The sequence below is a fragment of the Flavobacterium sp. N2820 genome, assembly GCF_025947285.1.
Taxonomy (GTDB): Bacteria; Bacteroidota; Bacteroidia; order Flavobacteriales; family Flavobacteriaceae; genus Flavobacterium.
This window is the reverse complement of the sequence record NZ_CP110008.1, coordinates 1,898,887-1,921,654: the sequence shown is the minus strand read 5'-3', so window position 1 is coordinate 1,921,654 and position 22,768 is coordinate 1,898,887. Positions and strand designations below refer to the sequence as shown.

The 22,768-nt window shown below is 32.9% G+C and carries 22 protein-coding genes; 14 read left to right on the top strand and 8 right to left on the bottom strand.

Annotation, left to right across the window (positions count from 1 at the left end; genetic code table 11):
• The first annotated feature begins 2 nt into the window (after positions 1-2).
• The 8 genes from OLM52_RS09330 (at position 3) to OLM52_RS09295 (ending at position 9,813) form a co-directional block, all read left to right on the top strand.
• A complete protein-coding gene (locus OLM52_RS09330; RefSeq protein ID WP_264548245.1) occupies positions 3-329 on the top strand; it encodes a nucleotide pyrophosphohydrolase in 327 nt (108 codons plus the stop codon).
• A gap of 50 nt (positions 330-379) precedes the next feature.
• The gene (locus OLM52_RS09325; protein ID WP_264548244.1) at positions 380-706 is read left to right on the top strand and encodes a DMT family transporter; all 327 of its coding nucleotides are present in this window, start codon (positions 380-382) and stop codon (positions 704-706) included.
• Complete coding sequence (gene aroA, locus OLM52_RS09320) at positions 706-1,944, top strand: 3-phosphoshikimate 1-carboxyvinyltransferase (RefSeq protein ID WP_264548243.1); 1,239 nt, start codon at positions 706-708, stop codon at positions 1,942-1,944. The genes OLM52_RS09325 and aroA overlap by 1 nt, the downstream gene beginning before the upstream one ends.
• A gap of 98 nt (positions 1,945-2,042) precedes the next feature.
• Positions 2,043-5,435, top strand: a complete 3,393-nt coding sequence (locus OLM52_RS09315) for a gliding motility-associated C-terminal domain-containing protein (protein ID WP_264548242.1) — start codon at positions 2,043-2,045, stop codon at positions 5,433-5,435.
• A 130-nt stretch (positions 5,436-5,565) separates the two neighbouring features.
• Positions 5,566-6,615, top strand: coding sequence for a tRNA preQ1(34) S-adenosylmethionine ribosyltransferase-isomerase QueA (gene queA, locus OLM52_RS09310; RefSeq protein ID WP_264548241.1), 1,050 nt, complete (start codon positions 5,566-5,568; stop codon positions 6,613-6,615).
• A gap of 120 nt (positions 6,616-6,735) precedes the next feature.
• Positions 6,736-8,028: a kynureninase gene (kynU, locus tag OLM52_RS09305; RefSeq protein WP_264548240.1), complete on the top strand. Its 1,293-nt coding sequence runs from the start codon at positions 6,736-6,738 to the stop codon at positions 8,026-8,028.
• Positions 8,029-8,088: 60 nt separating this feature from the next.
• On the top strand, positions 8,089-9,165 hold the full coding sequence (locus OLM52_RS09300) for an agmatinase family protein (RefSeq protein ID WP_264550536.1): 1,077 nt from the start codon (positions 8,089-8,091) through the stop codon (positions 9,163-9,165).
• Positions 9,166-9,237: 72 nt separating this feature from the next.
• Entirely contained in the window at positions 9,238-9,813 is a 576-nt protein-coding gene (locus tag OLM52_RS09295; RefSeq protein WP_264548239.1) for an NUMOD4 domain-containing protein, read from the top strand.
• Between the two features lie 88 nt (positions 9,814-9,901).
• Here OLM52_RS09295 and OLM52_RS09290 read toward each other — a convergent pair whose 3' ends face one another.
• Genes OLM52_RS09290 through OLM52_RS09275 form a run of 4 tightly spaced genes read right to left on the bottom strand, consistent with a single transcriptional unit; the run spans position 9,902 to position 13,501 of the window.
• Positions 9,902-11,434 (bottom strand): cryptochrome/photolyase family protein, encoded by a 1,533-nt coding sequence (locus OLM52_RS09290; RefSeq protein ID WP_264548238.1) that lies wholly within the window; start codon positions 11,432-11,434, stop codon positions 9,902-9,904.
• A complete protein-coding gene (locus OLM52_RS09285) occupies positions 11,435-12,724 on the bottom strand; it encodes a DASH family cryptochrome (protein WP_264548237.1) in 1,290 nt (429 codons plus the stop codon). It lies immediately after the preceding gene.
• A gap of 1 nt (position 12,725) precedes the next feature.
• Positions 12,726-12,866 carry a DUF2256 domain-containing protein gene (locus tag OLM52_RS09280; protein ID WP_264548236.1) on the bottom strand — a complete coding sequence of 47 codons (141 nt, stop codon included), beginning with the start codon at positions 12,864-12,866 and terminating at the stop codon, positions 12,726-12,728.
• Entirely contained in the window at positions 12,866-13,501 is a 636-nt protein-coding gene (locus OLM52_RS09275; RefSeq protein WP_264548235.1) for a flavin reductase family protein, read from the bottom strand. The genes OLM52_RS09280 and OLM52_RS09275 overlap by 1 nt, the downstream gene beginning before the upstream one ends.
• A gap of 148 nt (positions 13,502-13,649) precedes the next feature.
• Here OLM52_RS09275 and OLM52_RS09270 point away from each other — a divergent pair, with 148 nt between their 5' ends.
• Positions 13,650-14,990, top strand: a complete 1,341-nt coding sequence (locus OLM52_RS09270; protein ID WP_264548234.1) for an FAD-dependent oxidoreductase — start codon at positions 13,650-13,652, stop codon at positions 14,988-14,990.
• Between the two features lie 22 nt (positions 14,991-15,012).
• Here OLM52_RS09270 and OLM52_RS09265 read toward each other — a convergent pair whose 3' ends face one another.
• A complete protein-coding gene (locus OLM52_RS09265; protein WP_264548233.1) occupies positions 15,013-15,375 on the bottom strand; it encodes a cupin domain-containing protein in 363 nt (120 codons plus the stop codon).
• Positions 15,376-15,398: 23 nt separating this feature from the next.
• On the bottom strand, positions 15,399-16,916 hold the full coding sequence (locus tag OLM52_RS09260) for a DUF853 domain-containing protein (protein WP_264548232.1): 1,518 nt from the start codon (positions 16,914-16,916) through the stop codon (positions 15,399-15,401).
• Positions 16,917-17,068: 152 nt separating this feature from the next.
• On the opposite strand from OLM52_RS09260, the gene OLM52_RS09255 reads away from it, so the two are divergent.
• Positions 17,069-17,701: a 7-carboxy-7-deazaguanine synthase QueE gene (locus tag OLM52_RS09255; RefSeq protein WP_264548231.1), complete on the top strand. Its 633-nt coding sequence runs from the start codon at positions 17,069-17,071 to the stop codon at positions 17,699-17,701.
• 5 nt (positions 17,702-17,706) lie between these two features.
• Positions 17,707-18,084, top strand: a complete 378-nt coding sequence (locus OLM52_RS09250; protein ID WP_264548230.1) for an energy transducer TonB — start codon at positions 17,707-17,709, stop codon at positions 18,082-18,084.
• 39 nt (positions 18,085-18,123) lie between these two features.
• Here OLM52_RS09250 and OLM52_RS09245 read toward each other — a convergent pair whose 3' ends face one another.
• Positions 18,124-18,831 carry a class I SAM-dependent methyltransferase gene (locus tag OLM52_RS09245; protein WP_264548229.1) on the bottom strand — a complete coding sequence of 236 codons (708 nt, stop codon included), beginning with the start codon at positions 18,829-18,831 and terminating at the stop codon, positions 18,124-18,126.
• A gap of 70 nt (positions 18,832-18,901) precedes the next feature.
• On the opposite strand from OLM52_RS09245, the gene OLM52_RS09240 reads away from it, so the two are divergent.
• Positions 18,902-19,399: a YkgJ family cysteine cluster protein gene (locus OLM52_RS09240; protein WP_264548228.1), complete on the top strand. Its 498-nt coding sequence runs from the start codon at positions 18,902-18,904 to the stop codon at positions 19,397-19,399.
• Position 19,400: 1 nt separating this feature from the next.
• Positions 19,401-19,790, top strand: coding sequence for a PH domain-containing protein (locus OLM52_RS09235; RefSeq protein ID WP_264548227.1), 390 nt, complete (start codon positions 19,401-19,403; stop codon positions 19,788-19,790).
• Here the strand turns inward: OLM52_RS09235 and OLM52_RS09230 are convergent.
• On the bottom strand, positions 19,787-21,019 hold the full coding sequence (locus OLM52_RS09230; RefSeq protein ID WP_264548226.1) for a DUF1343 domain-containing protein: 1,233 nt from the start codon (positions 21,017-21,019) through the stop codon (positions 19,787-19,789). The genes OLM52_RS09235 and OLM52_RS09230 overlap by 4 nt on opposite strands.
• 7 nt (positions 21,020-21,026) lie before the next feature.
• On the opposite strand from OLM52_RS09230, the gene OLM52_RS09225 reads away from it, so the two are divergent.
• Positions 21,027-22,259, top strand: coding sequence for an ABC transporter permease (locus OLM52_RS09225; protein ID WP_264550535.1), 1,233 nt, complete (start codon positions 21,027-21,029; stop codon positions 22,257-22,259).
• Positions 22,260-22,768 lie beyond the last annotated feature (509 nt).

Genomic DNA, 22,768 nt, shown 5'->3' with positions numbered 1-22,768 from the left:
CTATGAATTTAAAAAACGCACAACAAGAGGTTGATAATTGGATTAATGAACACGGTGTTCGCTATTTCAATGAATTAACAAATATGGCTCAACTTACGGAAGAAGTAGGTGAAGTAGCCCGCATTATTGCCCGCCGTTATGGTGAACAATCAGAAAAAGAAAGCGATAAAAACAAAGACTTAGGCGAAGAACTAGCCGATGTTGTTTTTGTAGTTTTATGTCTTGCCAATCAAACAGGAGTAGATTTGCAAGCGGCTTTCGATAAAAAAATGGACGTTAAAACCAAACGCGATCACGATCGCCATCATAATAACGAAAAACTTAAATAATTGTGAGTTCTAAATGATAAATTCACGACTCATAATTCACCATAAAACACATGAACTGGATTTTACTAATAATTGCAGGCTTATTTGAAGTAGGCTTTGCCACTTGCTTGGGGAAAGCAAAAGAATCAACTGGAAATACTTCTTTACTTTGGTATGGAGGCTTTTTAGTATGCCTTTCAATTAGTATGATACTATTAGTAAAAGCTACCAAAGAATTACCTATTGGAACGGCATATGCAGTTTGGACTGGAATTGGTGCTGTAGGAAGTGTTTTGGTCGGTATTATTATATTTAAAGAGCCGGCTACTTTTTGGCGTGTTTTTTTTATTACAACATTAATTTTGTCCATTGTTGGATTAAAAATCGTTACTAAATAATGGATTTACACATACAAAAGTCAAAAGTCAAAAGTCAAAAGTCAAAAATTAAAATTACTGGTTCCAAGTCAGAAACCAATAGATTGTTGCTTTTACAAGCACTTTATCCAAATCTAATTTTAGAAAATACTTCCAATTCAGATGATTCAGAAGTGATGTCTAGAGCACTAAATTTAGAACTCACAACTCACAATTCACAATTGATAGACGTTCATCATGCGGGAACAGCTATGCGTTTTTTAACAGCATATTTTTCAATTCAAGAAGGAAAAGAGATTGTGATTACAGGTTCCTCTCGGATGAAAGAAAGACCAATTAAAATTTTGGTAGACGCTTTAAATCGGTTAGGTGCAACTATAGAATACGAAGAAAATGAAGGTTTTCCACCACTTCGAATTAAAGGTAAAAAATTCACACAAAACAAGGTGTCACTTCCTGCTAATGTTAGTAGTCAGTACATTTCTGCTTTATTGTTGATTGCGCCCAAATTAGAAAATGGCTTAGAAATAACGCTTGAAGGTTCAATCACATCTGTTCCATATATTAAAATGACATTGGCTTTATTGAGTGAAATAGGAGTGGAGACCACTTTTGTTGGAAACAAAATTACGGTTAGTCATGCTGAACTCGTTTCAGCATCTCAATTCACCATTGAGTCCGATTGGAGTTCAGCATCATATTGGTATGCCATTATAGCTTTATCTGAAATCGGAACACAAGTTACACTTTCGAGTTATAAAGAAAATAGCTTGCAAGGTGACAGTGCTTTGGCTGAAATTTATAAAGATTTTGGAGTGGAAACAATTTTCAAAGATAATAGCATAACAATACATAAATTAAATGATTGTCAATTGCCAAGTGTTAATTATAAATTGAATAACTGTCCTGATATTGCACAAACTATTGCGGTAACTTGTTTTGGTTTAGGAATTGCTTGTCATTTAACAGGTTTGCATACATTAAAAATTAAAGAGACTGATCGGCTTGAAGCCTTAAAAACCGAATTGTCAAAATTAGGGGCAATAATTGTTGTTTCTGAAAATAGTTTGACGTTAAATCAATCAAATAGAATTCTTTCAGATATTAAAATTTCAACTTATCAAGATCACAGAATGGCGATGGCTTTTGCTCCATTGGCATTAAAAGTTCCATTAATAATTGAAGATGCAGAAGTAGTTTCTAAATCCTATCCAACTTTTTGGGAAAATTTGAAAATGATTGGGTTTAAAATTAATTAGAATCAATATAGTTGAAAGCAACCTTTTGCTATAAACTGTATCTTAATAGAAATGATTCGATAAAAATTATTAAATTGCATGAATCTAATGTTTTTTATATGCCAAAAAAGCTAATATTTTTTATATCTTTTTTTCTGTTAGTTCAGCAAGGATATAGTCAATTATCAAATTTTTCATTGGTTTTAACACCTACTTCTGAAACATGTTCTGGTAATGGTAGTATTCAGTTTGGAATTTCAGGAACTCAACCTACAGCTACTATTGTGTATGAAGTTTTTTTATTGCCAAATCTTACTACTCCAATTGCGGTTACTACTACAAATTTTATTAACGGTTTAGTTGCCGGAAATTATAGCGTTATTGCAACACAAACTTTAGGCGGTAACTCAGGATTTCAACAACAAGATGTTACAGTTCTTAATGCTATAACACCTTTGACATATCAATTAACTGGGGAAAATCAATATTGTATTAATGATGGTTCAATCACAGTAAATGTAACTTCTGGCAATGCTTCAAGTTATGAAATTTTTGCAGGACCAATGATACGTCCTTTACAAACGTCTAACTTTTTTGACCAATTAACAGCTGGTCAATACAGTGTTCGTGTGTTTGATATTTGTGGTGAAGGTGTTGTTCAAACATTTACAATTGTAGATGTGTCAACAGATTTTTCATTATCAGGATTTGATAATCAAATAGCAAGTTGTACTACTTCCAATTTTTCTTTCAATGTAAAAAAAGTAGGAAATAGTGTTATTAAATATCCTTTAAATGTTGCAATTACTATAACTCCATCCGGTCAAAGTCCAATTCAATTTACACAAACGATAACATCTGGAAGTACATCGGTAATTTCTATTTCTCAATTAATTTCTGTTCCAGCAAATACCAATTTTAATTATACGGTTTCGGTTACAAATGGATGTAATGAAACTCAAACTGTTTCTGGACTTTTACCTTTTAGTACTTATACGGGATCGTTTAACTATTTTCCTACATCATGTGGTTTATATCAGATTGATTGGATAAATGTTCAAAGCGTAACATTAACTAATGCAAGTGTAGCTACTGGATTATCTTTACCTTATCAAGTACCATTCGATAGTCAAACAGGATTTTTTTCCTTGTTTGATATGCCTGTTGGGCAATATTCTTTCACAGTGGTAGATTTATGTAATAACCCACGAAATTTCTTTTTTACTTTACCAGAAATTGATTTAGGTTCAGGTTTATCCTATGAATTTTTTAACTGTTTCGACTTTGAAATATATGTTATAAATGCTTCCTCAGCAGTTCTGACAAGTACATCTGTTACTAATTTCCCGCTTCCACTTCCATATACTTTACCAATTCATCCTGATTATGGTATTCCATATCTTCCAAGTAATCAACAAGGTATTTATAATTTTTTAGTAACAAATACTTGTACCTCAGAGGAAGAAACGGTTTCGATTAATGTAGTTTCAGGTGATTTTGATTTGGAGCAAAATACGAACTGTCCTAACACTATTATAGGAGAAAGTGATTTGCAACAGGTTTTTTTAGTAAGTGCCCCAGCAAGTTATCCTAACAATTTACCATTTGATTATTCAAATATGATTGATAGTAATGGTGTTTTTATTATTTCAGGATTAGCTCCTGGAACTTACACCTTCAATTTGATTGATAATTGTAATAATAACGCCACAAAATCAATTACACTAGTTTCTGAAATAAATAATTTAACAGAAATAATCCAAAATTGTGGTTCGTTTGATATTGATTTAAATTATGAAACAATCCCAGTTTCATATTACAATTATTTTTTACAGAAGTTTGATACAGCTACAAACCAATGGGTGCATCCAATAACTGGAATTAGTAATCCAACAATTGGAACTATAAATGCAATTTTACTTCAAAATTTTAGTACAAACTACAATTTTGCAGCTTATGGGCATTTTAGAATTGTAGCCACAAGTCCCAATTGTTTTATATTAGTCAAAGAATTTGATTTCTTAGAAGCGCCAGAAATTGAAAATGTATTTTCTATTGCTTGTGATGATAATACTTTTGATGTAATTGTAGAGGCAGTTGGTGTGCCACCATTACAATATAGAATAGTTGAAAAAGATGGCCTCCCATTTATGATTCAAAATGGCACCCAGTCTGTTTTCCTTGGGTTAGATGAAGCCCAATATAAATTTCAAGTAGAAGATGCTTGTGGGAATATTTTGAACAGAGAGTTTTATATTCCAAACCCATTTTCATTTGGATTAACCGCTTCTACTTTTTGTCAAGATGAAGATGCTTTTCTTAGCGTTCCATTTGTAGAGGTTTTTACATATAAATGGTGGAAAAATAATGATGAATCAACAGTATTAAGTACTTCAAACATACTTAATTTTACATCATTTAATGATGTTGCTGATGCAGGTGTTTATCATATTAATGTTAAATATGATCATCCAGATAGCTGTATTGATTTTACACTTGAATATCAAATATTATCGAGTTCAAATTCGCCAAATGCTGGTATAGATACAACGGTTTCAGTATGTAGCACACAAGGTGTTGTAGATTTATTTCAACTACTTCAAGGAACATATACGCTAGGTGGAATCTGGGAAGACCTTTCAAATACAAATGCTTTAATTGGTAATTTTTGGAATTCCAGTCAAGTTAATACGGGCACTTATAATTTTAAGTATAGAGTCAATGGAAATTGCAACTCTTTTGATGAAAGTTATTTGATAATTCAAATCAATGAAACACCAGAAGCGCCACAAATTACAGTCGATAATCAGGTTTGTGAAGGAGAAAACATACAGTTTTTTGCATCAGCAATACCTAATGTAACTTATGAATGGACAGGACCTTCAAATTTTTATTCTACAGATCAAAATCCAATAGTTAATGCTGTTTCTAACGCTAATTCAGGTGTTTATTTTTTGAAAACTATTGGTGCTAATTGTGAGTCTGAATTAGTTGAAACTACTTTAAATGTTGCAATTATACCTCAATTTGAAATAGTAAGAGCTTGTATTAATGATGTTGCAACATTAACTGCAGTGCCATTAAATAATTCATTTAATATTGATGAGGTAACTTATAATTGGAGTAATGCAAATGGTTCAATGGGAACAAGTAATTCTATAACAATAGCAAATGAGCCTATAGGAACTTATTTCCTTACAGTAACTAATGCGTTTAATTGTGAATCTTCAAAAGAAATTTATGTACCAAGCACAACATGTTCAATTCCAAAAGGGATTTCAGCAAATGGAGATGATGTAAATGATTCGTTTGATTTATCTGGATTAAATGTTGAAAATTTAAAAATATTTAGTCGATACGGAAGAGAAGTTTATTCCAAAGAAAAATATAAAAAAGAATGGCATGGTCAAGATTATAATGGAAAAATGTTACCAGCTGCAACCTATTACTATTATATAAGATTGGCAGATGGTGTTGAAAAAACAGGTTGGGTGTATCTTATTACAGACTAATTAAGTTATAGTTGTAAAATAAACCGCTTTTTACTTGACAACGCCTATTTCATAATCGTATATTTGCAACCTATTAGTTTTTAGAGCACTATTTTTCTAATTTCTAATTTCTAAATTCTAAATTCTATTTATGAAATTATCTCATTTTCAATTCAATCTTCCTGAAGAATTATTAGCTGAGTTTCCTACAGAAAATCGTGACGAATCTCGATTAATGGTAGTTAACAGAAAAACAGGTACAATCGAGCACAAATTATTTAAAGATATTATAGACTATTTCGACGATGGTGATGTAATGGTGTTAAATAATACAAAAGTTTTTCCAGCACGTTTATACGGAAATAAAGAAAAAACAGGAGCTCGAATCGAAGTTTTCTTGTTAAGAGAATTAAATGCAGAACAACGTTTGTGGGATGTTTTAGTAGATCCAGCGCGTAAAATTCGTATCGGAAATAAATTATATTTTGGAGACGACGATTCGTTAGTAGCTGAAGTAATTGATAATACAACTTCTCGTGGTAGAACATTACGTTTCTTATACGATGGTTCGTATGAAGAGTTCAGAGAAAAATTAGTAGAACTTGGTGAAACGCCAATTCCAAAATACATCAATCGTGAAGTAACTCCAGAAGATGCTGAGCGTTACCAAACTATTTATGCGAAAGAAGAAGGAGCTGTAGCAGCACCAACAGCAGGTTTACACTTTTCAAAACACTTATTAAAACGTTTAGAAATTAAAGGTATTGACTTTGCTGAAGTTACACTGCACGTAGGTTTAGGAACTTTCAATCCAGTTGAAGTAGAAGATTTATCAAAACACAAAATGGATTCGGAAGAAATGATTATTTCTCAAAAAGCATGTGATATTATCAACAATGCAAAAGTGAAAAAGAAAAGAGTTTGTTGTATTGGAACTACTGCAATGCGCGCTATGGAAAGTTCAGTTTCATCTCAAAGAACTTTAAATCCATTTACGGGTTGGACAAATAAATTTATATATCCACCATACGATTTTAGCTTGGCAGATGCGATGGTAACCAATTTCCATACACCAAAATCTACTTTACTAATGATGATTTCTGCTTTTTGTGGACATGATTTAATGATGAAGGCCTACAAAGAAGCAATCCAAGAAAAATATCGTTTTTATTCTTACGGAGATGCAATGTTGATTATCTAATCAGCTCATATTATATAAACTAAATCTCATCAGTAATGATGAGATTTTTTTATTTAAATCAACCGCTTTGACACTTTATAACTTTTCCATACTTTTACAAAATAAACAACCATTACACCAATGATTTTTGAAAATACACGCGAATTCGCACAAAGTTTAGATGCTCAAGATGGCTTAAATAAGTATCGTGAAGAATTTATTTTTCCGCATGTAAACGGAAAACAAGTAATCTATTTTACTGGAAATTCTTTAGGATTACAACCAAAAAGAACAAAGTCGTATGTAGATGAAGTAATGGCCGATTGGGCAAATTTAGCGGTAGAAGGACATTTTTATGCAGATAAACCTTGGTGGGATTACCACGAACGTTTTGCTGTGCCACTTAGCGAAATTGTTGGTGCAAAACCAACAGAGGTTACCGTAATGAACACATTAACAGTAAATCTTCATTTATTGATGGTTTCCTTTTATCGTCCTACTATTAAAAAATACAAAATCATTTGCGAAGAGAAAGCATTTCCAAGTGATCAATATATGTTTCAAAGTCAAGTGGACTTTCATTCAAAAACAGTTGGGTTTGACCCAAAAGGAGCTTTAGTTGAAATTAAACGCAGAGAAGGAGAACACAACATTCGTTTAGAAGATATACTTGCAAAAATTGAAGAGATTGGCGAGGAATTAGCATTGGTTTTAATAGGAGGCGTAAATTATTATACCGGTCAAGTGTTTGACATGAAAACCATCACAGAAGCAGGACATAAACAAGGCGCTTATGTAGGTTGGGATTTAGCACATGCTGCAGGAAATATAAAATTAAAATTAAACGATTGGAAAGTAGACTTTGCAGCTTGGTGTAGTTACAAATACATGAATTCTGGACCTGGAAATGCTTCAGGTTGTTTTGTTCACGAAATGCATCATAACGACTCCGATTTACCCAGATTTGCAGGTTGGTGGGGACATAATAAAGAGCGTCGTTTTAAAATGGAACCCAAATTTGAGCCGGTTCGTGGCGCAGATGGTTGGCAGATTAGTAATTTACCAATTTTGTCTCTGGCACCCTATTTAGCTTCTGTTGAATTATTTGCTGAAGTAGGAATGGATAAATTAATCGCTAAAAGAGATGTGTTAACTTCGTATTTAGAATTTATCCTTCACGAAATAGACAAAGAATTAGAGAGTGCTGAGTTTGAAATCATCACACCTTTAAATCCTGAAGAAAGAGCTTGTCAATTATCGGTTTATTTACATGGACAAGGAAGAGAATTGTTTGAATATTTAATGAAAAACGGAGTAATCACAGATTGGAGAGAACCAAACGTTATTCGACTAGCACCAGCACCATTCTACTGTTCGTTTGAGGATATGTATGAGTTTGGACAAATATTGAAACAAGGAATTTTAAGTAAATAGATTTTCAGAACATCAAATTTTCGGATTTTCAAACATCAGAAAATGCATAAAATTAAAAAAATGACTAAAGAACAAATTTTAGAAAACTTTGACCCATCACAACCGGGATTAGCCGATGCAACTATTTTTGGATTGCCATTTTCAGCAGCACAAAGTGAAATTATTATTGTTCCTGTGCCTTGGGAAGTAACAGTAAGTTATGGAGCAGGAGCTTCTGAAGGACCAGATGCTATTATGGACGCTTCGTTTCAAGTAGATTTAAATCATCAAGAATTTCCAGAATTATGGAAATTAGGAATTTATATGGATGATGCACCAGAACATTGGGCAAAAAATTCTGAAAAATATAAAGGAATGGCACAACCAATTATAGAAGCTTTAGAAAGTGGAGAAGATGTGTCAATGTTTCCAGCGTTACAATCCGATTTAGATAAAATTAATAAAGCTTGTAAAGATTTAAATGAAGAAGTTAAAAATCGTGTTTTAGATTGGATGAACAAAGGAAAAAAAGTAGCTTTATTAGGTGGTGATCATTCAACACCATTAGGGTATTATCAAGCTTTGGCAACTAAATATGATAATTTTGGAATTTTACATTTAGATGCGCATATGGATTTACGTATTGCTTATGAAGGTTTTACATATTCACACGCATCAATCATGTATAATGCATTGCAAATTCCTCAAATTTCTAAAATTGTACAAGTAGGAATTCGCGATTTTTGTGAGCAAGAAGTAGAAGTTGCACTAAAAGATAGAGTTTTAGTTCACACCGATATGGATTTAAAACAAGAAACATTTGAAGGCAAAACTTGGGAACAACAATGCGATCATATTATTGCTTCATTACCAGAAAAAGTAGCTATTTCATTTGATATTGATGGGATGTATCCTTGGTATTGTCCAAATACTGGAACTCCAGTTCCAGGCGGTTTTTCATATGAACAAGCTGCCTATTTATTGAGCAAATTAGCCAATACAAACAAAGAAATAATTGGGTTTGATTTGGTAGAAGTTGCACCAGGAGATGACGATTGGGACGGAAACGTAGGCGCAAGAATGTTGTTTCACATGTGCGGCGTTTTTGCAAAATCACAAAAGATGAATGTTGGAAACAAAATTAAATTTAATAGATAATTTGTATATTGCATAAAATCAGACGATAAGTCTTAAAATAATACGCCCCTTAATTTATTTAAAGACAAAAAAATGAATCACTTTGTAATTGAGCAATGGAAAGAATATCCAATCCAAGTACCAGGAAAGGTTAGGTATGCAGTGTCAAATTACGGCAGACTTAAAAGTTTTACAGATTCTATTGAAAACGGTAGGATATTGAAAGGAGCTTTGACAGAAGGTTTTCTTTTTTTAAGGTATATAAGAATGAACAATGGAAAAAGAAAATCATATTTTCATTCGGTTCATAAAATGGTTGCAGAACTTTTTATTCCAAAAGATACTGAAAATCAAGAGTATGTTTTACATTTAGATTATGATAAGTTAAATAATCAATTGTATAATTTAAAATGGGCTACTTATGATGAAATGCGAGCTCACGCTTTCAAAAGCCCACTTACACAAGCTGCTTTTAAAAAATTTCAAGAAAACAACATCAAGCGCGATGGTCGTAAATTAACATCAACACAAGTTATTCGTATTAAACTGAAAATGAAGCGTCAAGGTGAAAAATTCAGTGTTAGAAAAGCGGCAAAAGAGTTTGGAGTTTCTGAAATGCAAATTTATCGCATCAAATGGGGTGAAAATTGGGGACACATCCAAGTTTAATAGTGTTCTTGTCAAAATGAACTTGTTTCAGTTTCTATCTTTAATTTGATGTTTTAGATTTTGAAACAAGTTCAAAATGGTAAGAAGATTATAAGGTTTCTATTTTTTCTAAAATCGAAATTGCTTTTTCTTTGGTGGCTGCTAATTCTTCAGGTTTCATTTTTTTAAGAAGCGCTAACATCATACTCATTCGTTGATTATTGGCAAAAATATGTTTTTTTTCATCTAAAAAATGCCAATATAAACTGTTAAACGGACACGCTTTTTCGCCTAATTTCTCTTTTACATTATAATGGCAGTTGCCGCAATAATTACTCATTTTATTAATGTAACTTCCTGAAGAAACATAAGGTTTTGTAGCTACAATTCCGCCATCAGCATATTGGCTCATGCCTCTCGTATTTGGCATTTCAACCCATTCAATCGCATCAATATAAACACCTAAATACCAAGCATCTACTTCGTTAGGATGCAATTGTGCTAATAAAGAAAAGTTGCCAATCACCATCAAACGTTGAATATGATGCGCATAAGCTTCCGATAAACTTTGAGTAATGGAATGTTGTAGGCATTTCATCTTGGTTTTTCCTGTCCAAAAGAATTCTGGAAGTTTATTGTAGTTTTCTAATGCGTTCATTTTTCCATAATTGGGCATTTCTTTCCAATATATTCCTCTTATATATTCACGCCAACCTATAATTTGTCTTACAAAACCTTCTACTTGTGCCAATTCAATAGTTTCTTGATGTTGGTAATAATAGGAAATCACGGCATCAACCACTTCTTTTGGACTAATCATTTTAGAATTCATTGCAAAAGATAATCTGGAATGAAACAAGAATTTATGTCCAGAAAATAAAGCATCTTGATACGTTCCAAAATGCACTAATAAATTAGCACAGAAATAATCAATCAGTTGTAAGCTTTCAGTTCTTGAAGTAGGCCAATTGAAATTTTCTGCATCAATACTTCCAAAAGTGGTGATATTTTGCGCTTCAATTTCAGCGATAATTTCACTTACATTTTTATGAAAATCTAAAGGAAAAGGAATTGGAACTTCATTTTTATATTTGTTTCTGTTATTGTGATCAAAATTCCACTTTCCATCCAACGGTTGATCACCAATTACTAAAACATGGTGTTTTTTGCGCATCATTCGGTAGAAACTTTCCATTAAAAGTTGCTTTTTCCCTTTAAAAAAATCAGCTAATTCATTTCTGGAAGCATAAAAATGTTCCGAATCAATTGCTTTTGTTGGAATAGAAAGTTTCTCGCAAATGGCTTTCAATTGTTCATCCAATCGATATTCATCAGGAAATTGGTATTCAAAACATTCAATATTTTCTTTTGCTACTATTTCCAAAATCAATTTTTCCAAATCCTGTGGAGTATTCGAATCAGAAATTTTGTAATAGTTAACTTGATGTCCTTTTTCCATTAATTCATCTGAAAAAGTGCGCATTGCCAGAAAAAACGCGACTACTTTTTGAACGTGATGTTTTACATAATCGGTTTCTTGACGCATTTCTGCCATTAAATAAATCATATTAGGATTGACTTCATCAAACCAAGAATGCTGTAAATTAAGTTGGTCGCCTAAAAGTAATCGAAGTGTTTTCATTTAAAATAATTCAGGAATTAACCACATTTTTTGGAATTTGCCATCGGCATCATATAGTTCTGCTTGACGTTTTATGTTGAATTTTCTATCTCTTGGGTCATTGCCAACACCAGCATTGTACATCCAATTTCCGTAATTGCTGTGCACATCGTAATCAATCAGCAAGCTTTCAAAATAGGCAGCGCCGATACGCCAATCTTGTTCCCATTCTTTTGCCCAATAACTTGCCACATTTTGACGTCCACGATTGCTCATCCAACCTGTTTTTTGTATTTCAATCATATTGGCATTTACAAAATGTTCAGGTGTATTGCCGTTTATCCATTGATTAAGAGCTTTTGGGTTTTGATTCCATTTATATTCTTTTTCTAAAATGCCACTTAATTTAAAGAGTTTATTTCCATGTTTTAATGAAATATATTTAAAATAATCGCGCCAAATTAATTCAAAAATTAACCAATAGGTATCTTCATTTTTTACGATTTTTTTTTCATATTGTTGTACTTCCCAATAAATTGTTCGTGCCGAAATACTTCCATTGGCTAGCCATGCTGATAATTTAGAGCTATAATTTTTCCCAACTAGACCATTTCTCGTTTTTTTGTAAACCGATAATTTATTGCTGTCCCAAAAATACTCTTTGATTCTTTTTTTTGCTTGAATTTCTCCGCCTTTAAATGGGAATGCTGTTTTTTCGGGTTGCTTAAAGTTTTCTATTCCTAAATCTTCTAAACCCGGAATGGGTGTAGTTTCTTCAATTAAATTACTTTGTGGTTTGGCTGAAATAGATACCGTTGGTCGCACACGAATTTTCTTTTCCAATTGCTTTCTGAAATCGGTAAAAACTTCTGGAATTTTTCCCCAATCGTCAAATGGAACATCATCAGGATGAAATAAAAATTGGTCGTAATAGGTTTTCCAATTCACAGTTATCAAATTACGAATTTCTTGTTCTACCAAAATTTCTTCTCTTGTCCATTCGTTTTGGGAGTAGATGGTATCAATTTGGTATTTTGCAGAAATTTCTGGAATTAATTGTTCTGGATAACCATAATAAATTAGTAGTCTTATGTTTTTTTCTAGTAAATTTTGCTGTAATTCATGTAAAGTTTGTAGTAAAAATTTAGTTCTAAACTTTTCTGTTTTTTTAAACCCAAAAGGTGTGGTTTCATAATGTCTTGGATCTAAGCAATATACTCCAATTACTTTTTCGCTTTCTCTACAAGCATTGTACAACGAATGATTGTCAATCGTGCGCAAATCGTTTCTAAACCATATTATTCCGTTCATGTTATTTATTTTTATTCATTCTGCATTTATCACTACAATACTGAACTTCGTCCCAGTTTTTCTCCCATTTTTTGCGCCACGAAAAAGGGAATTGACAGGTTTTACATATTTTTTCTGGAAGATTTACTTTTTTATGCGCCATTATAGCATCGAAGTTGATGGTTTATCTGGTCGCGCATAATGAAAACGGTCAACAATTTTTGGAACAGCATAACCATCTAAGCCATTTATTGCTACAACATTTCCTCGATCAAGTTGCATCCAATTGTCATCATGAAAGAGTTTTTCAGCCACATAAATCGTTTCAATCGAAGCAATGATATGAATACAATCGTTTTCTTCAATTTTGTATTCGTTCACATATTTGCATAATAATTGTACCGGACTTCCTTTTACAAAAGGCACTTTGTGATTATCGATAAATTCAGGCTCTAAATTGGTTTTATCAAATTCTGAAATATGTTCTTCATAACTAGATGAAGTGTGATGTGCATCAGCGATCATTTCTTCTGTAATGTGATTTACTGTAAAGTATCCAGTTTCTTTGATGTTGTTATATGTGTCTCTAGGAACTGTCGTAGGTCTCAAAATAAAACCTAACAAAGGTGGTTCGCTTCCTAAATGAGTAACACTACTAAATATAGCAACATTCAAATTACCTTCTACAGAAACACTTCCAATTAAGTTAGCCGATTTATAACCTGTAACACAATTTACCAAGTTCAATCGAGGAACTTTAGACATATAAAATAATTCATCTTTCGTAATCTTTCGCATAGCAATTTTTATTCAAAGATACATTTTGTTTAACATATAATAAAAATAATTAAACAAAATTTGATTTCGAAACGAAAAATCTGATAAAAGTCAGGTATTAAAATTTATTATTCCGTATTTTTGTAGTCCAAATTTTTACAAAAACTTCATGCAAACGCCACAAAAAATTGCTGTCGTAGGTTCTGGATTAGTAGGAACTTTATTAGCAGTCTATTTAAAAAGAGCCGGACATACAGTACATGTTTATGACAGAAGTCCCGATATTAGAACAGTTGAGTTTTCGGGGCGTTCCATTAATTTGGTAATGTCAAATCGTGGTTGGAAAGCCTTGGAAGATGTTGGTTTAGATGAAGAAATTAGAAAAATTGGAATTCCAGTAGATAAAAGAGCTATTCATTTACAAGATGGCAAGCTAAATTATCAATATTATGGTAAAGAAGGAGAAGCTATTTTTTCATTATCTCGAGGTGTTTTGAACCGAAAAATGGTTGATTTAGCTGAAACTGAAGGAGTGGAATTTTTCTTTGAACGTAAAATTTGGGATGTAACATTAGCTACAGCAACTTTATGGGAAGGAGAAACGGAACAAGGTGATTGGACCGAATTAAAATACGATAAAGTTTTTGGAGCCGATGGTGCTTTTTCAAGAATTAGACACAGAATGCAACGCCAATCGATGTTTGATTATTCGCAAGAATTCATGAAAATTGGTTACAAAGAATTGCATATTCCTGCTAATGCAGATGGTTCTCCAAAAATTGATATTCATTCGTTACACATTTGGCCAAGAGGCAATTTCATGTTGATGGGATTGGCTAACTTAGACAACTCGTTTACCTGTACTTTATTTATGCCGATTGAAGGCGAAAATTCGTTTGAATCCTTAACAAATGAAGAAAAATTAGTATCGTTTTTCGCGACTTATTTTCCAGATACAAAAGATGTGATTCCAGATTTAGTGCGTGATTTTTTCAGAAATCCGAACAGTTATTTGGCGGTTATGAAATGTTTTCCTTGGACATTTAATGATAAAATTGCTTTAATTGGTGATTCAGCGCATGCAATTGTACCTTTCTACGGTCACGGAATGAATGCAGGATTTGAAGATATTACGATTCTGAATGAATTGATGCAAAAATATGGCGATGATTGGGATCGAATTTTTAAAGCATATGAAACTTCAAGAAAGCCAAACGCTGATGCCATTGCAGAACTTTCCAGAAGAAATTTTGAAGAAATGAGTGCTAAAACAGCTGATGCTAATTTTTTATTGCAAAAGAAAATCGAAAAATGGTTCTCTGAAAAACATCCCGAAAAATGGATGCCATTGTATAGTCGGGTAACTTTTAGTCTACAACCTTATTCAGAAGCTATGGCAATTGGCGATTTTCAAAATGAAATCATGCAAGAAGTTTTAAAAATGGATAATATTCAAGAAAATTGGAATTCAGAAGAAGTTGAAAATAAGATTTTAGAATTATTAAAATAAAAAAGAGGCAATTGCCTCTTTTTTATTCTTCTCTATTAACAGAATCCATACTAAAAGCTGGCGTACAAATCGCTAAATATTCACACGGTTCTTCAAACGGATTTGAATATTGAACACGATTGTTTTTCTCAATTTTTATCGATTGACCTGCTTCTAAAATCACCACTTCATCTTCAATAATGAATTGCTTTTTTCCTTTAATGATATACGTGTATTCTTCAAATTCTGGAGTTTGAAAAGGTTCACTCCAGCCTGGTGGTGCTATCATGTGAGCAATTGAAATTGCGGAATTGTTTGTGGTTGCCAATCCATGGTGTTCTTCAATCAATTTTCCATCAGTAGTTGGAACTATAAATGGTGCTTTTTGAATAAAATATTTTTTCATTTTAACATCGAGTCTTTGAGTTTTTACCTTTTAAACATCTTCATTAATAAACCAAATGCACCGCGAATAAAACTCGCACTTGTAACCACTTTAGTAACAGATTTTCCAATTACTTCAGCTGTACTTGGTTCTTCTTTTGTTTTACGGGTTGGTTTTTCAGCTTCTTGTTCGGCTGCGACTTCTTGAGCTTCGGCAATTTTTTTGTTTAATAATTCGTAAGCACTATCTCTGTCAACTATTTCGTTATATTTTTTTGCTAATTTCGATTTTGCAATACTATCTTCAATTTCATCATCAGTTAAAACATCCATTCTACTCATTGGCGCTCGCATCATTGTAGCCACTAATGGCGTTGGTGTTCCTTTTTCGCTTAAAGCTGTTACAAACGCTTCTCCAATTCCCAACGAAGTAAGTACTTCATCGGTTTCATAAAAATCAGTATCTGGATAATTTTCTGCTGTCATTTTAATCGCTTTTCTATCATTTGCCGTAAAAGCTCTTAACGCATGCTGAATTTTTAAACCTAATTGTGCCAAAACTCCAGTTGGAACATCCATCGGATTTTGCGTAATAAAATAAACCCCAATTCCTTTAGAACGAATCAATTTCACAATCGTTTCAATTTGATTTAATAACGCCTTGCTGGCTTCGTCAAAAATCAAATGGGCTTCATCAATAAAGATGACTAATTCTGGTTGTCCTGCGTCACCTTGTTCTGGCATAGTATTGTAGATTTCGGCTAACAAACTCAACATAAATGTCGAAAATAATTTTGGTTTGTCTTGAATATCGGTCAAACGCATGATGTTGATATAACCATTTCCGTTTTCGTCAACCCGCATTAAATCTTGAATATCGAATGACTTTTCACCAAAGAATAATTCGGCACCTTGTTGTTCTAATTCGATGATTTTTCTCAAAATCGAACCTGTTGAACTAGTTGAAATTCTTCCGTATTCGGCTTCAAATTCTTCTTTGCCATCTTCCGTTGCGTATTGTAGTACTTTTTTAAAGTCTTTTAAATCCAATAATGGCAAACTGTTGTCATCACAATATTTAAAAATGATAGAAACTACGCCAGATTGTGTGTCGTTCAAATCTAAAATTCGAGAAAATAAAACAGGTCCAAATTCAGAAACTGTTGCTCTTAATCGAACACCATTTTGTTCAGAAATCGTCATTAATTCCACCGGAAATCCTTTAGTTTCATATGGAAGAGTAATTTTTTCATGACGTTCTGTAATGAATGATTTTTCTTCACCTGGCATGGCAATTCCTGAAAAATCTCCTTTAATATCCATCATCAAAACAGGAATTCCATTTAGCGATAATTGTTCCGATAGTACTTGAATGGTTTTTGTTTTTCCAGTTCCAGTTGCACCAGCGATTAATCCATGACGGTTTAATGTTTTTAAAGGGATTTTCACATGTGTGTTTGGAACCGCTTCACCATCTAAAATTCCGCCACCTAATGTGATAAATTCGCCTTTGCAAGTATATCCATCGTTTATATGTTTGCTAAAATCTTCTGTTTTGCTCATTTTTCTATGTTTTGAATTTCAAATGTAAGGAAAATGATGTTTAATTTCAAGGATAAATAATGATACAAATTATCTCGCAAAACATTTTCTGACTTCTAACTTATAGATTCTAACTTCCAAGTCGTATCTTTGCCCACTATTTTAGTTTTAAGATGTTACAAAAAGAAACACAGTTGGCGGTTGAAAAAGGCGAAATGTTGCCTTTAATGGAGGAGTTTTACACGATTCAAGGTGAAGGATATCATACTGGAACGGCTGCTTATTTTATTAGAATTGGCGGTTGTGATGTTGGTTGTCATTGGTGTGATGTGAAAGAAAGTTGGAATGCGGAATTGCATCCGCCAACGAATACTGATATTATTGTTGCTAATGCCAAAAAATACGCTGATACGGTTGTAGTTACAGGCGGAGAACCTTTGACTTGGGATATGACGCTGTTGACTTCCAAACTGAAAGCTCAAAATTTAAAAGTACATATTGAAACTTCGGGAGCGTATGAAGTTTCGGGAACTTGGGATTGGTTTTGTTTGTCACCAAAGAAAAATAAATTACCTGTTCAAAGTGCTTATGATATTGCTAACGAATTAAAAGTAATCATCTACAACAAGCACGATTTTACTTTTGCTGAAGAACAAGCAGCAAGAGTAAATCCGAATGCTATTTTATTTTTACAACCTGAATGGAGCAAAAAAGAAGAAATGACACCGTTAATCGTAGATTATGTAATGAATAACCCGAAATGGAGAGTTTCGTTACAAACCCATAAATACTTGAATATTCCTTAAATTGCATGAAGAAGTTTTTATTATTAGCTGTATTTGTTTTGTTTTCTAATCTAAGTTTTTCTCAATTAGGAGGAGAAGATGAAGTGTATTTAGGTGGAGATTTTATCGAAGCCAAATTTCAAAATGGTGGAATTGATGCGTTTTATGATTATATCATTCAAAATTTTGATACAGGTACAATTGAAAAAAAAGGTCAAATTGTATTTGAATTTACGGTTAACGATAAAGGAGAAGTAAAAAATATTAAGATTATTAGACAATTAGGCGATAATTCGTCAATGGAATTAATACGTGTTTTGAGAAAAGCACCAAAATGGCAGCCAGCTTCTAGAGGAGGGAAAGCCGTTAGTTTTAACCTAAAAATGCCATTGACTTTTAAATAGACAAAAAATCCCAAATCATAAATTTTGGGATTTTTTGTTTTATAAGGTTAGCCTCGCCAAATAATCAAAATGCTCGCCTTCTAATATCAATTCGCATTGTAAACCATTGGCAACAGCCGCATTTTGTAACGTATTATAATCAATATACATCCAATCAAAAGAAGCTTCTTTTTCACCTTTGTATTCAATATCAAAAATAACTTCTCCATAATAATCAACATCGGTTGGAATCCATTTTCCACCATCTTCATCTTCGTCAAACATATAAATAATATCAGAACTGTCTACTAAAATTTGACCATTATCTGTTACTAATGATTTCAGTTTTTGAAGGAAATTCGGAATATTTTTTAATTTACCACACATGCCAGCGCCATTCATTAATAGCAAGATTGTGTCATATTTTTCTCCATCAAGTTGCATTATGTCTTGCACTTTTGCTTTTTTCAAGCCACGAAGTTCACAAGCTTTTATCGCATTTGCAGAAATATCAATTGCTGTAACATCCAAATTCAATTCGTTTTGTAGGTATAACGAATGACTTCCAGCGCCACAACCTACATCTAAAACTTTTCCTTTAGCCAATTGTAATGCTTTTTGCTCCAGTTTTGGCATTTCGGCATAGGAACGAAACAAATAGGCAACGCTCATTTCATCGGCTTCCGAAATAGAAGTTTCTGTGATTAAATCTTCGGGAGAATTATTCGTTTGGTAATCTAAAATGGCTTTTCCGAAAAGATCTTTCATAAAAAAGTTTATAAATTTAGAGGTTTATGCGTTTAAAAGTTTGTTTAACTTTGCAATAGAAATTAATAAAATGCTAAAGCCAAATTTAAACGAACTCGGAAAACTTGCCAAAGATACGCATATCGAAACCAAAAAGTATTTTGACAAGCTAAAAAAGAAAACTCCCAAGAATTTGGATTATGTAATGCAAGATTTACACGATGCCGAATTCAAAAAAACGGATTGTTTGGAGTGTGCCAATTGTTGCAAAACAACTGGACCGTTGTTTACGGCGGCCGATATTGAACGAATTTCGAAAAGTTTTCGTCAAAAACCACAGCAGTTTATTGACCAATATCTTCGCATTGATGAAGATAAAGATTATGTCTTGAAAAGTGTTCCGTGTACGTTTTTAGATAGCGACAACAAATGCTTTATCTACGATGTCCGCCCAAAAGCCTGCCGAGAATTCCCTCACACCGATAGAAAAAAATTCAATCAAATCACAGATTTGACGTTGTTAAATGTAGCTATATGTCCAGCGGCGTTTAATATTGTGGAGAAAATGAAAGCCAAAATGCCTTTATAACATGAAAATTTATAAATCAAAAGTCGATTGGTGGTTGATTATTCTTATAGGATGTGTTTTTGGTTATCCAATTATAGATGGAATTTGGACAAACGAGTATTTTTTATCTGCAATATCTGCATTTGTGCTAGTTTTATTTTTCTTGCTTGCAAAGACAATTAAATATAGGATAGAAGGTGAAAATTTAATGATTTGGAACACAAAAATTGAGATTAAATCAATCCGTAAAATATATAGAACAAATAATCCGTTAAGTTCACCCGCTCTTTCATTAGATAGACTTGCAATTGTTTACAATAAATTTGATGAAATTCTTATTTCACCCAAAGAAAGAAATGAATTTATAGATGAGTTGTTAAAAATAAATCCAAGTATTGAAATCCAAGACTAAAAATAAATCAAATACTTCGCTCTAACTTTATTAAATCGCTCCAAACCTTCTTGCCAAGTTTTTCTAATTTCTTTTTCGGTCATTCCGGCTTCAATTTGTTCACGGAGTTTTTTGGTTCCAGCTAATTTGGTGAAGAAATCGTTGAAGAAAACGGTTTTGTCTGTGGTATTTTCGTAAGCTTTCAATAGCCATTTTAATTCTAATCGATGCACTTTTCTAATTTCGGTTAAATCTTCGCCAAAGCATAATTTTCCATTATGAACTGGGTCTTTTGCTCCAAAATTAGGTTGCGGAGTAAAACTAAAATCAAATTCACTTTCAGGTAAAAAGGGCGAACCATAAATTTGGAATTGCTTTTCGGTGCCACGACCTACACTCACATTTGTTCCTTCAAAAAAGCACAAACTTGCATATAAATTAATGGATTGATCGTTTGGTAAGTTTGGCGAAGGCTTCACAGGTAAACTATATTTCATTTCATGCGAATAGTTCAAACAAGGTGCCACTTTTAAATCACATTGTAAACTATCTTTTAACCAATTTTCGCCATTAATCATTTTGGCATATTCACCAATTGTCATGCCATGCAAAACAGGAATTTCGTGCATTCCCACAAAACTTGTGTGTTCCTTTTCTAAAATTGGACCATCAATAATGCTTCCATTCGGATTTGGTCGATCTAAAACTAAAAGCGGAATATTATTTTCTGCACAAGCTTCCATCACATAATGCAACGAAGATATATAAGTGTAAAATCGTGCACCTACATCCTGCAAATCAAAAACCAAGATGTCAATTCCTTCTAATTGCTCTGGTTTTGGCTTTTTATTGTTTCCGTAAAGGGAGATAATCGGTAAATTTGTTTTGGTGTCTTTTCCGTCAACGATTAATTCGCCAGCATCAGCTGTTCCTCTAAAACCGTGTTCGGGAGCATAAATTTTCTGAAGATAGATGTTTTGTTCGATTAAAAAATCAACCAAATGTTTCTCTTTCGAAAGAATTCCTGTTTGATTTGTGACAATTCCAACGCGTTTATCTTTCAACAAATGCAAATAGCTTTCAATGTTTTCGGCACCGGTTTTAAAAGCAACATCTGTTGAAGTGGAAGTCAAAGTTGCATTATCAGTACTCGATTTTTTCTGTGGAATAGCCTTTTTACTACTTCCACACGAAACGATTAGTAAAGAAAAAAATAATAATGTACTTTTGAAAAATAATTTAGATGTCATAAAAACCTTGAATTTAGAATATTTCATAGCCAAAAGACTAATTGCTGCTAAAAGTTATAAAAGTAGTATTTCTTCGCCAATTATAAAAATTGCGATTACGGCAATTGCCATCGGAATTATTATGATGATTATGGCTGTGGCTACAGGTGTTGGGCTTCAAGATAAAATTCGCGAGAAAGTTTCAGCGTTCAACGGACATATTATTATTTCTAATTTTGATGACAATCAATCTCAGGTGACTACTGAACCGATTTCTATCAAGCAAAGCTTTTATCCTAAATTCAAAAATGTAGAAGGCATTAGTCACGTGCAAGCCGTAGCAAGCAAAGCCGGAATTATTCGTACAGAAAAAGCATTCGAAGGTATCATATATAAAGGTGTTGGTAAAGATTATAACTTTACCAATTTAGAAGAATATTTGGTCGATGGTAACATCCCCAATCTAAAATCCGAATTAAATACCGAAGTTTTAATTTCGGAATATTTAGCTAAGCGACTGCAATTAAAGGTAGGCGATAAGTTTCTAACCTTTTTCATGAAAGAAAACGGAAAACTTCCTAATAAAAGAAACTTCCTAATTACTGGAATTTTCAACTCAGGTTTTCAGGAATTCGATGCTACTTATATAATAGGTGATATTCGCCATGTGCAACTCATCAATAAATGGCAACCAACAGAAGTGGGGGCATTTGAAGTTTTTGTAGAGGATTTTTCAAAAATAAAAGAAAAAGGGGAGGAAGTGTATAAAGAAATTCCGCCTACTTATAATAGTATTACCATCGAAGAAAAATATTACAGCATTTTCGAGTGGCTAAAATTGTTTGATTTTAACATCCTGGTTATTCTAATTGTAATGATTGTTGTGGCAACTATTAATATGGTAGTAGCTTTATTAGTACTCATTTTAGAGCGCACACAAATGATTGGAATTCTAAAAGCTATGGGCGCTAACAATTGGAATGTCCGAAAAATATTCCTGTACAACGCTTTTTATTTAATTGCTAGAGGTTTGTTTTGGGGAAATTTAATTGCCATCTCCTTATTGTTAATTCAAAAGCTTTTCGGAGTAGTTCAACTCAATCCTGAAAACTACTATGTAAACCAAGCGCCGGTAAGTATTGATTTATTTCATATTTTACTTTTAAATACCGGAACTATTGTCGTTTGTTTGTTGGTTTTACTAATACCATCCTATATTATTACTAAAATATCTCCAGTAAAAGCAATTCGCTTCGACTAATTTTTTAGCAGCAGCCGTTTAGTATTTCATAAAAACTATTGGTCCCGCTGTTCGTTATATCCACGCTAAGGCGTGGGATGCCACTCCCATCGGGGCTATTCAAGACGTTTTGCATTCCATATAACTATTCCACTGGCTCGCAAAGCGAGCACTAATTCCTCACATAGCGAGTTGTCATTCCGCAGTATAGGAATCTCCTGCGCAGCAGGCTACTGCTTAACGCTGTTAAGCCACACCTCTTCGAACCACTTTTATGAACTTTGCCTACACTATATATAAGCAACAAAACACTACTATGCCTTATATGTTTAAAAATGGCCATAGTGGTACTTAGTGTCTTCCTCGTTGCCTTAGTGGTTAAGCCCAAAAAAACTTTCACATATTAAATCCTTGTTATCAGAGAGTTAAGATAAATCTTCAAAAAAAGAGAAAAAAAAGAGTTTAAAAGCCTTGTGAGAACAAAAAAGATTTCTACTTTTGCACCCGCATTAAGGAAGAAGTTCACACAC

Coding starts and splice junctions, on each gene's coding strand:
- OLM52_RS09240 (WP_264548228.1), top strand. CDS start 18,902: ATGCTAAAGCCAAATTTAAACGAACTCGGAAAACTTGCCAAAGATACG.
- OLM52_RS09230 (WP_264548226.1), bottom strand. CDS start 21,019: ATGACATCTAAATTATTTTTCAAAAGTACATTATTATTTTTTTCTTTA.
- OLM52_RS09245 (WP_264548229.1), bottom strand. CDS start 18,831: ATGAAAGATCTTTTCGGAAAAGCCATTTTAGATTACCAAACGAATAAT.
- OLM52_RS09315 (WP_264548242.1), top strand. CDS start 2,043: ATGCCAAAAAAGCTAATATTTTTTATATCTTTTTTTCTGTTAGTTCAG.
- OLM52_RS09280 (WP_264548236.1), bottom strand. CDS start 12,866: ATGGCGCATAAAAAAGTAAATCTTCCAGAAAAAATATGTAAAACCTGT.
- OLM52_RS09330 (WP_264548245.1), top strand. CDS start 3: ATGAATTTAAAAAACGCACAACAAGAGGTTGATAATTGGATTAATGAA.
- OLM52_RS09250 (WP_264548230.1), top strand. CDS start 17,707: ATGAAGAAGTTTTTATTATTAGCTGTATTTGTTTTGTTTTCTAATCTA.
- OLM52_RS09260 (WP_264548232.1), bottom strand. CDS start 16,916: ATGAGCAAAACAGAAGATTTTAGCAAACATATAAACGATGGATATACT.
- kynU (WP_264548240.1), top strand. CDS start 6,736: ATGATTTTTGAAAATACACGCGAATTCGCACAAAGTTTAGATGCTCAA.
- OLM52_RS09295 (WP_264548239.1), top strand. CDS start 9,238: ATGAATCACTTTGTAATTGAGCAATGGAAAGAATATCCAATCCAAGTA.
- OLM52_RS09300 (WP_264550536.1), top strand. CDS start 8,089: ATGACTAAAGAACAAATTTTAGAAAACTTTGACCCATCACAACCGGGA.
- OLM52_RS09265 (WP_264548233.1), bottom strand. CDS start 15,375: ATGAAAAAATATTTTATTCAAAAAGCACCATTTATAGTTCCAACTACT.
- OLM52_RS09235 (WP_264548227.1), top strand. CDS start 19,401: ATGAAAATTTATAAATCAAAAGTCGATTGGTGGTTGATTATTCTTATA.
- OLM52_RS09285 (WP_264548237.1), bottom strand. CDS start 12,724: ATGAACGGAATAATATGGTTTAGAAACGATTTGCGCACGATTGACAAT.
- aroA (WP_264548243.1), top strand. CDS start 706: ATGGATTTACACATACAAAAGTCAAAAGTCAAAAGTCAAAAGTCAAAA.
- OLM52_RS09255 (WP_264548231.1), top strand. CDS start 17,069: ATGTTACAAAAAGAAACACAGTTGGCGGTTGAAAAAGGCGAAATGTTG.
- OLM52_RS09275 (WP_264548235.1), bottom strand. CDS start 13,501: ATGCGAAAGATTACGAAAGATGAATTATTTTATATGTCTAAAGTTCCT.
- OLM52_RS09270 (WP_264548234.1), top strand. CDS start 13,650: ATGCAAACGCCACAAAAAATTGCTGTCGTAGGTTCTGGATTAGTAGGA.
- OLM52_RS09325 (WP_264548244.1), top strand. CDS start 380: ATGAACTGGATTTTACTAATAATTGCAGGCTTATTTGAAGTAGGCTTT.
- queA (WP_264548241.1), top strand. CDS start 5,566: ATGAAATTATCTCATTTTCAATTCAATCTTCCTGAAGAATTATTAGCT.
- OLM52_RS09290 (WP_264548238.1), bottom strand. CDS start 11,434: ATGAAAACACTTCGATTACTTTTAGGCGACCAACTTAATTTACAGCAT.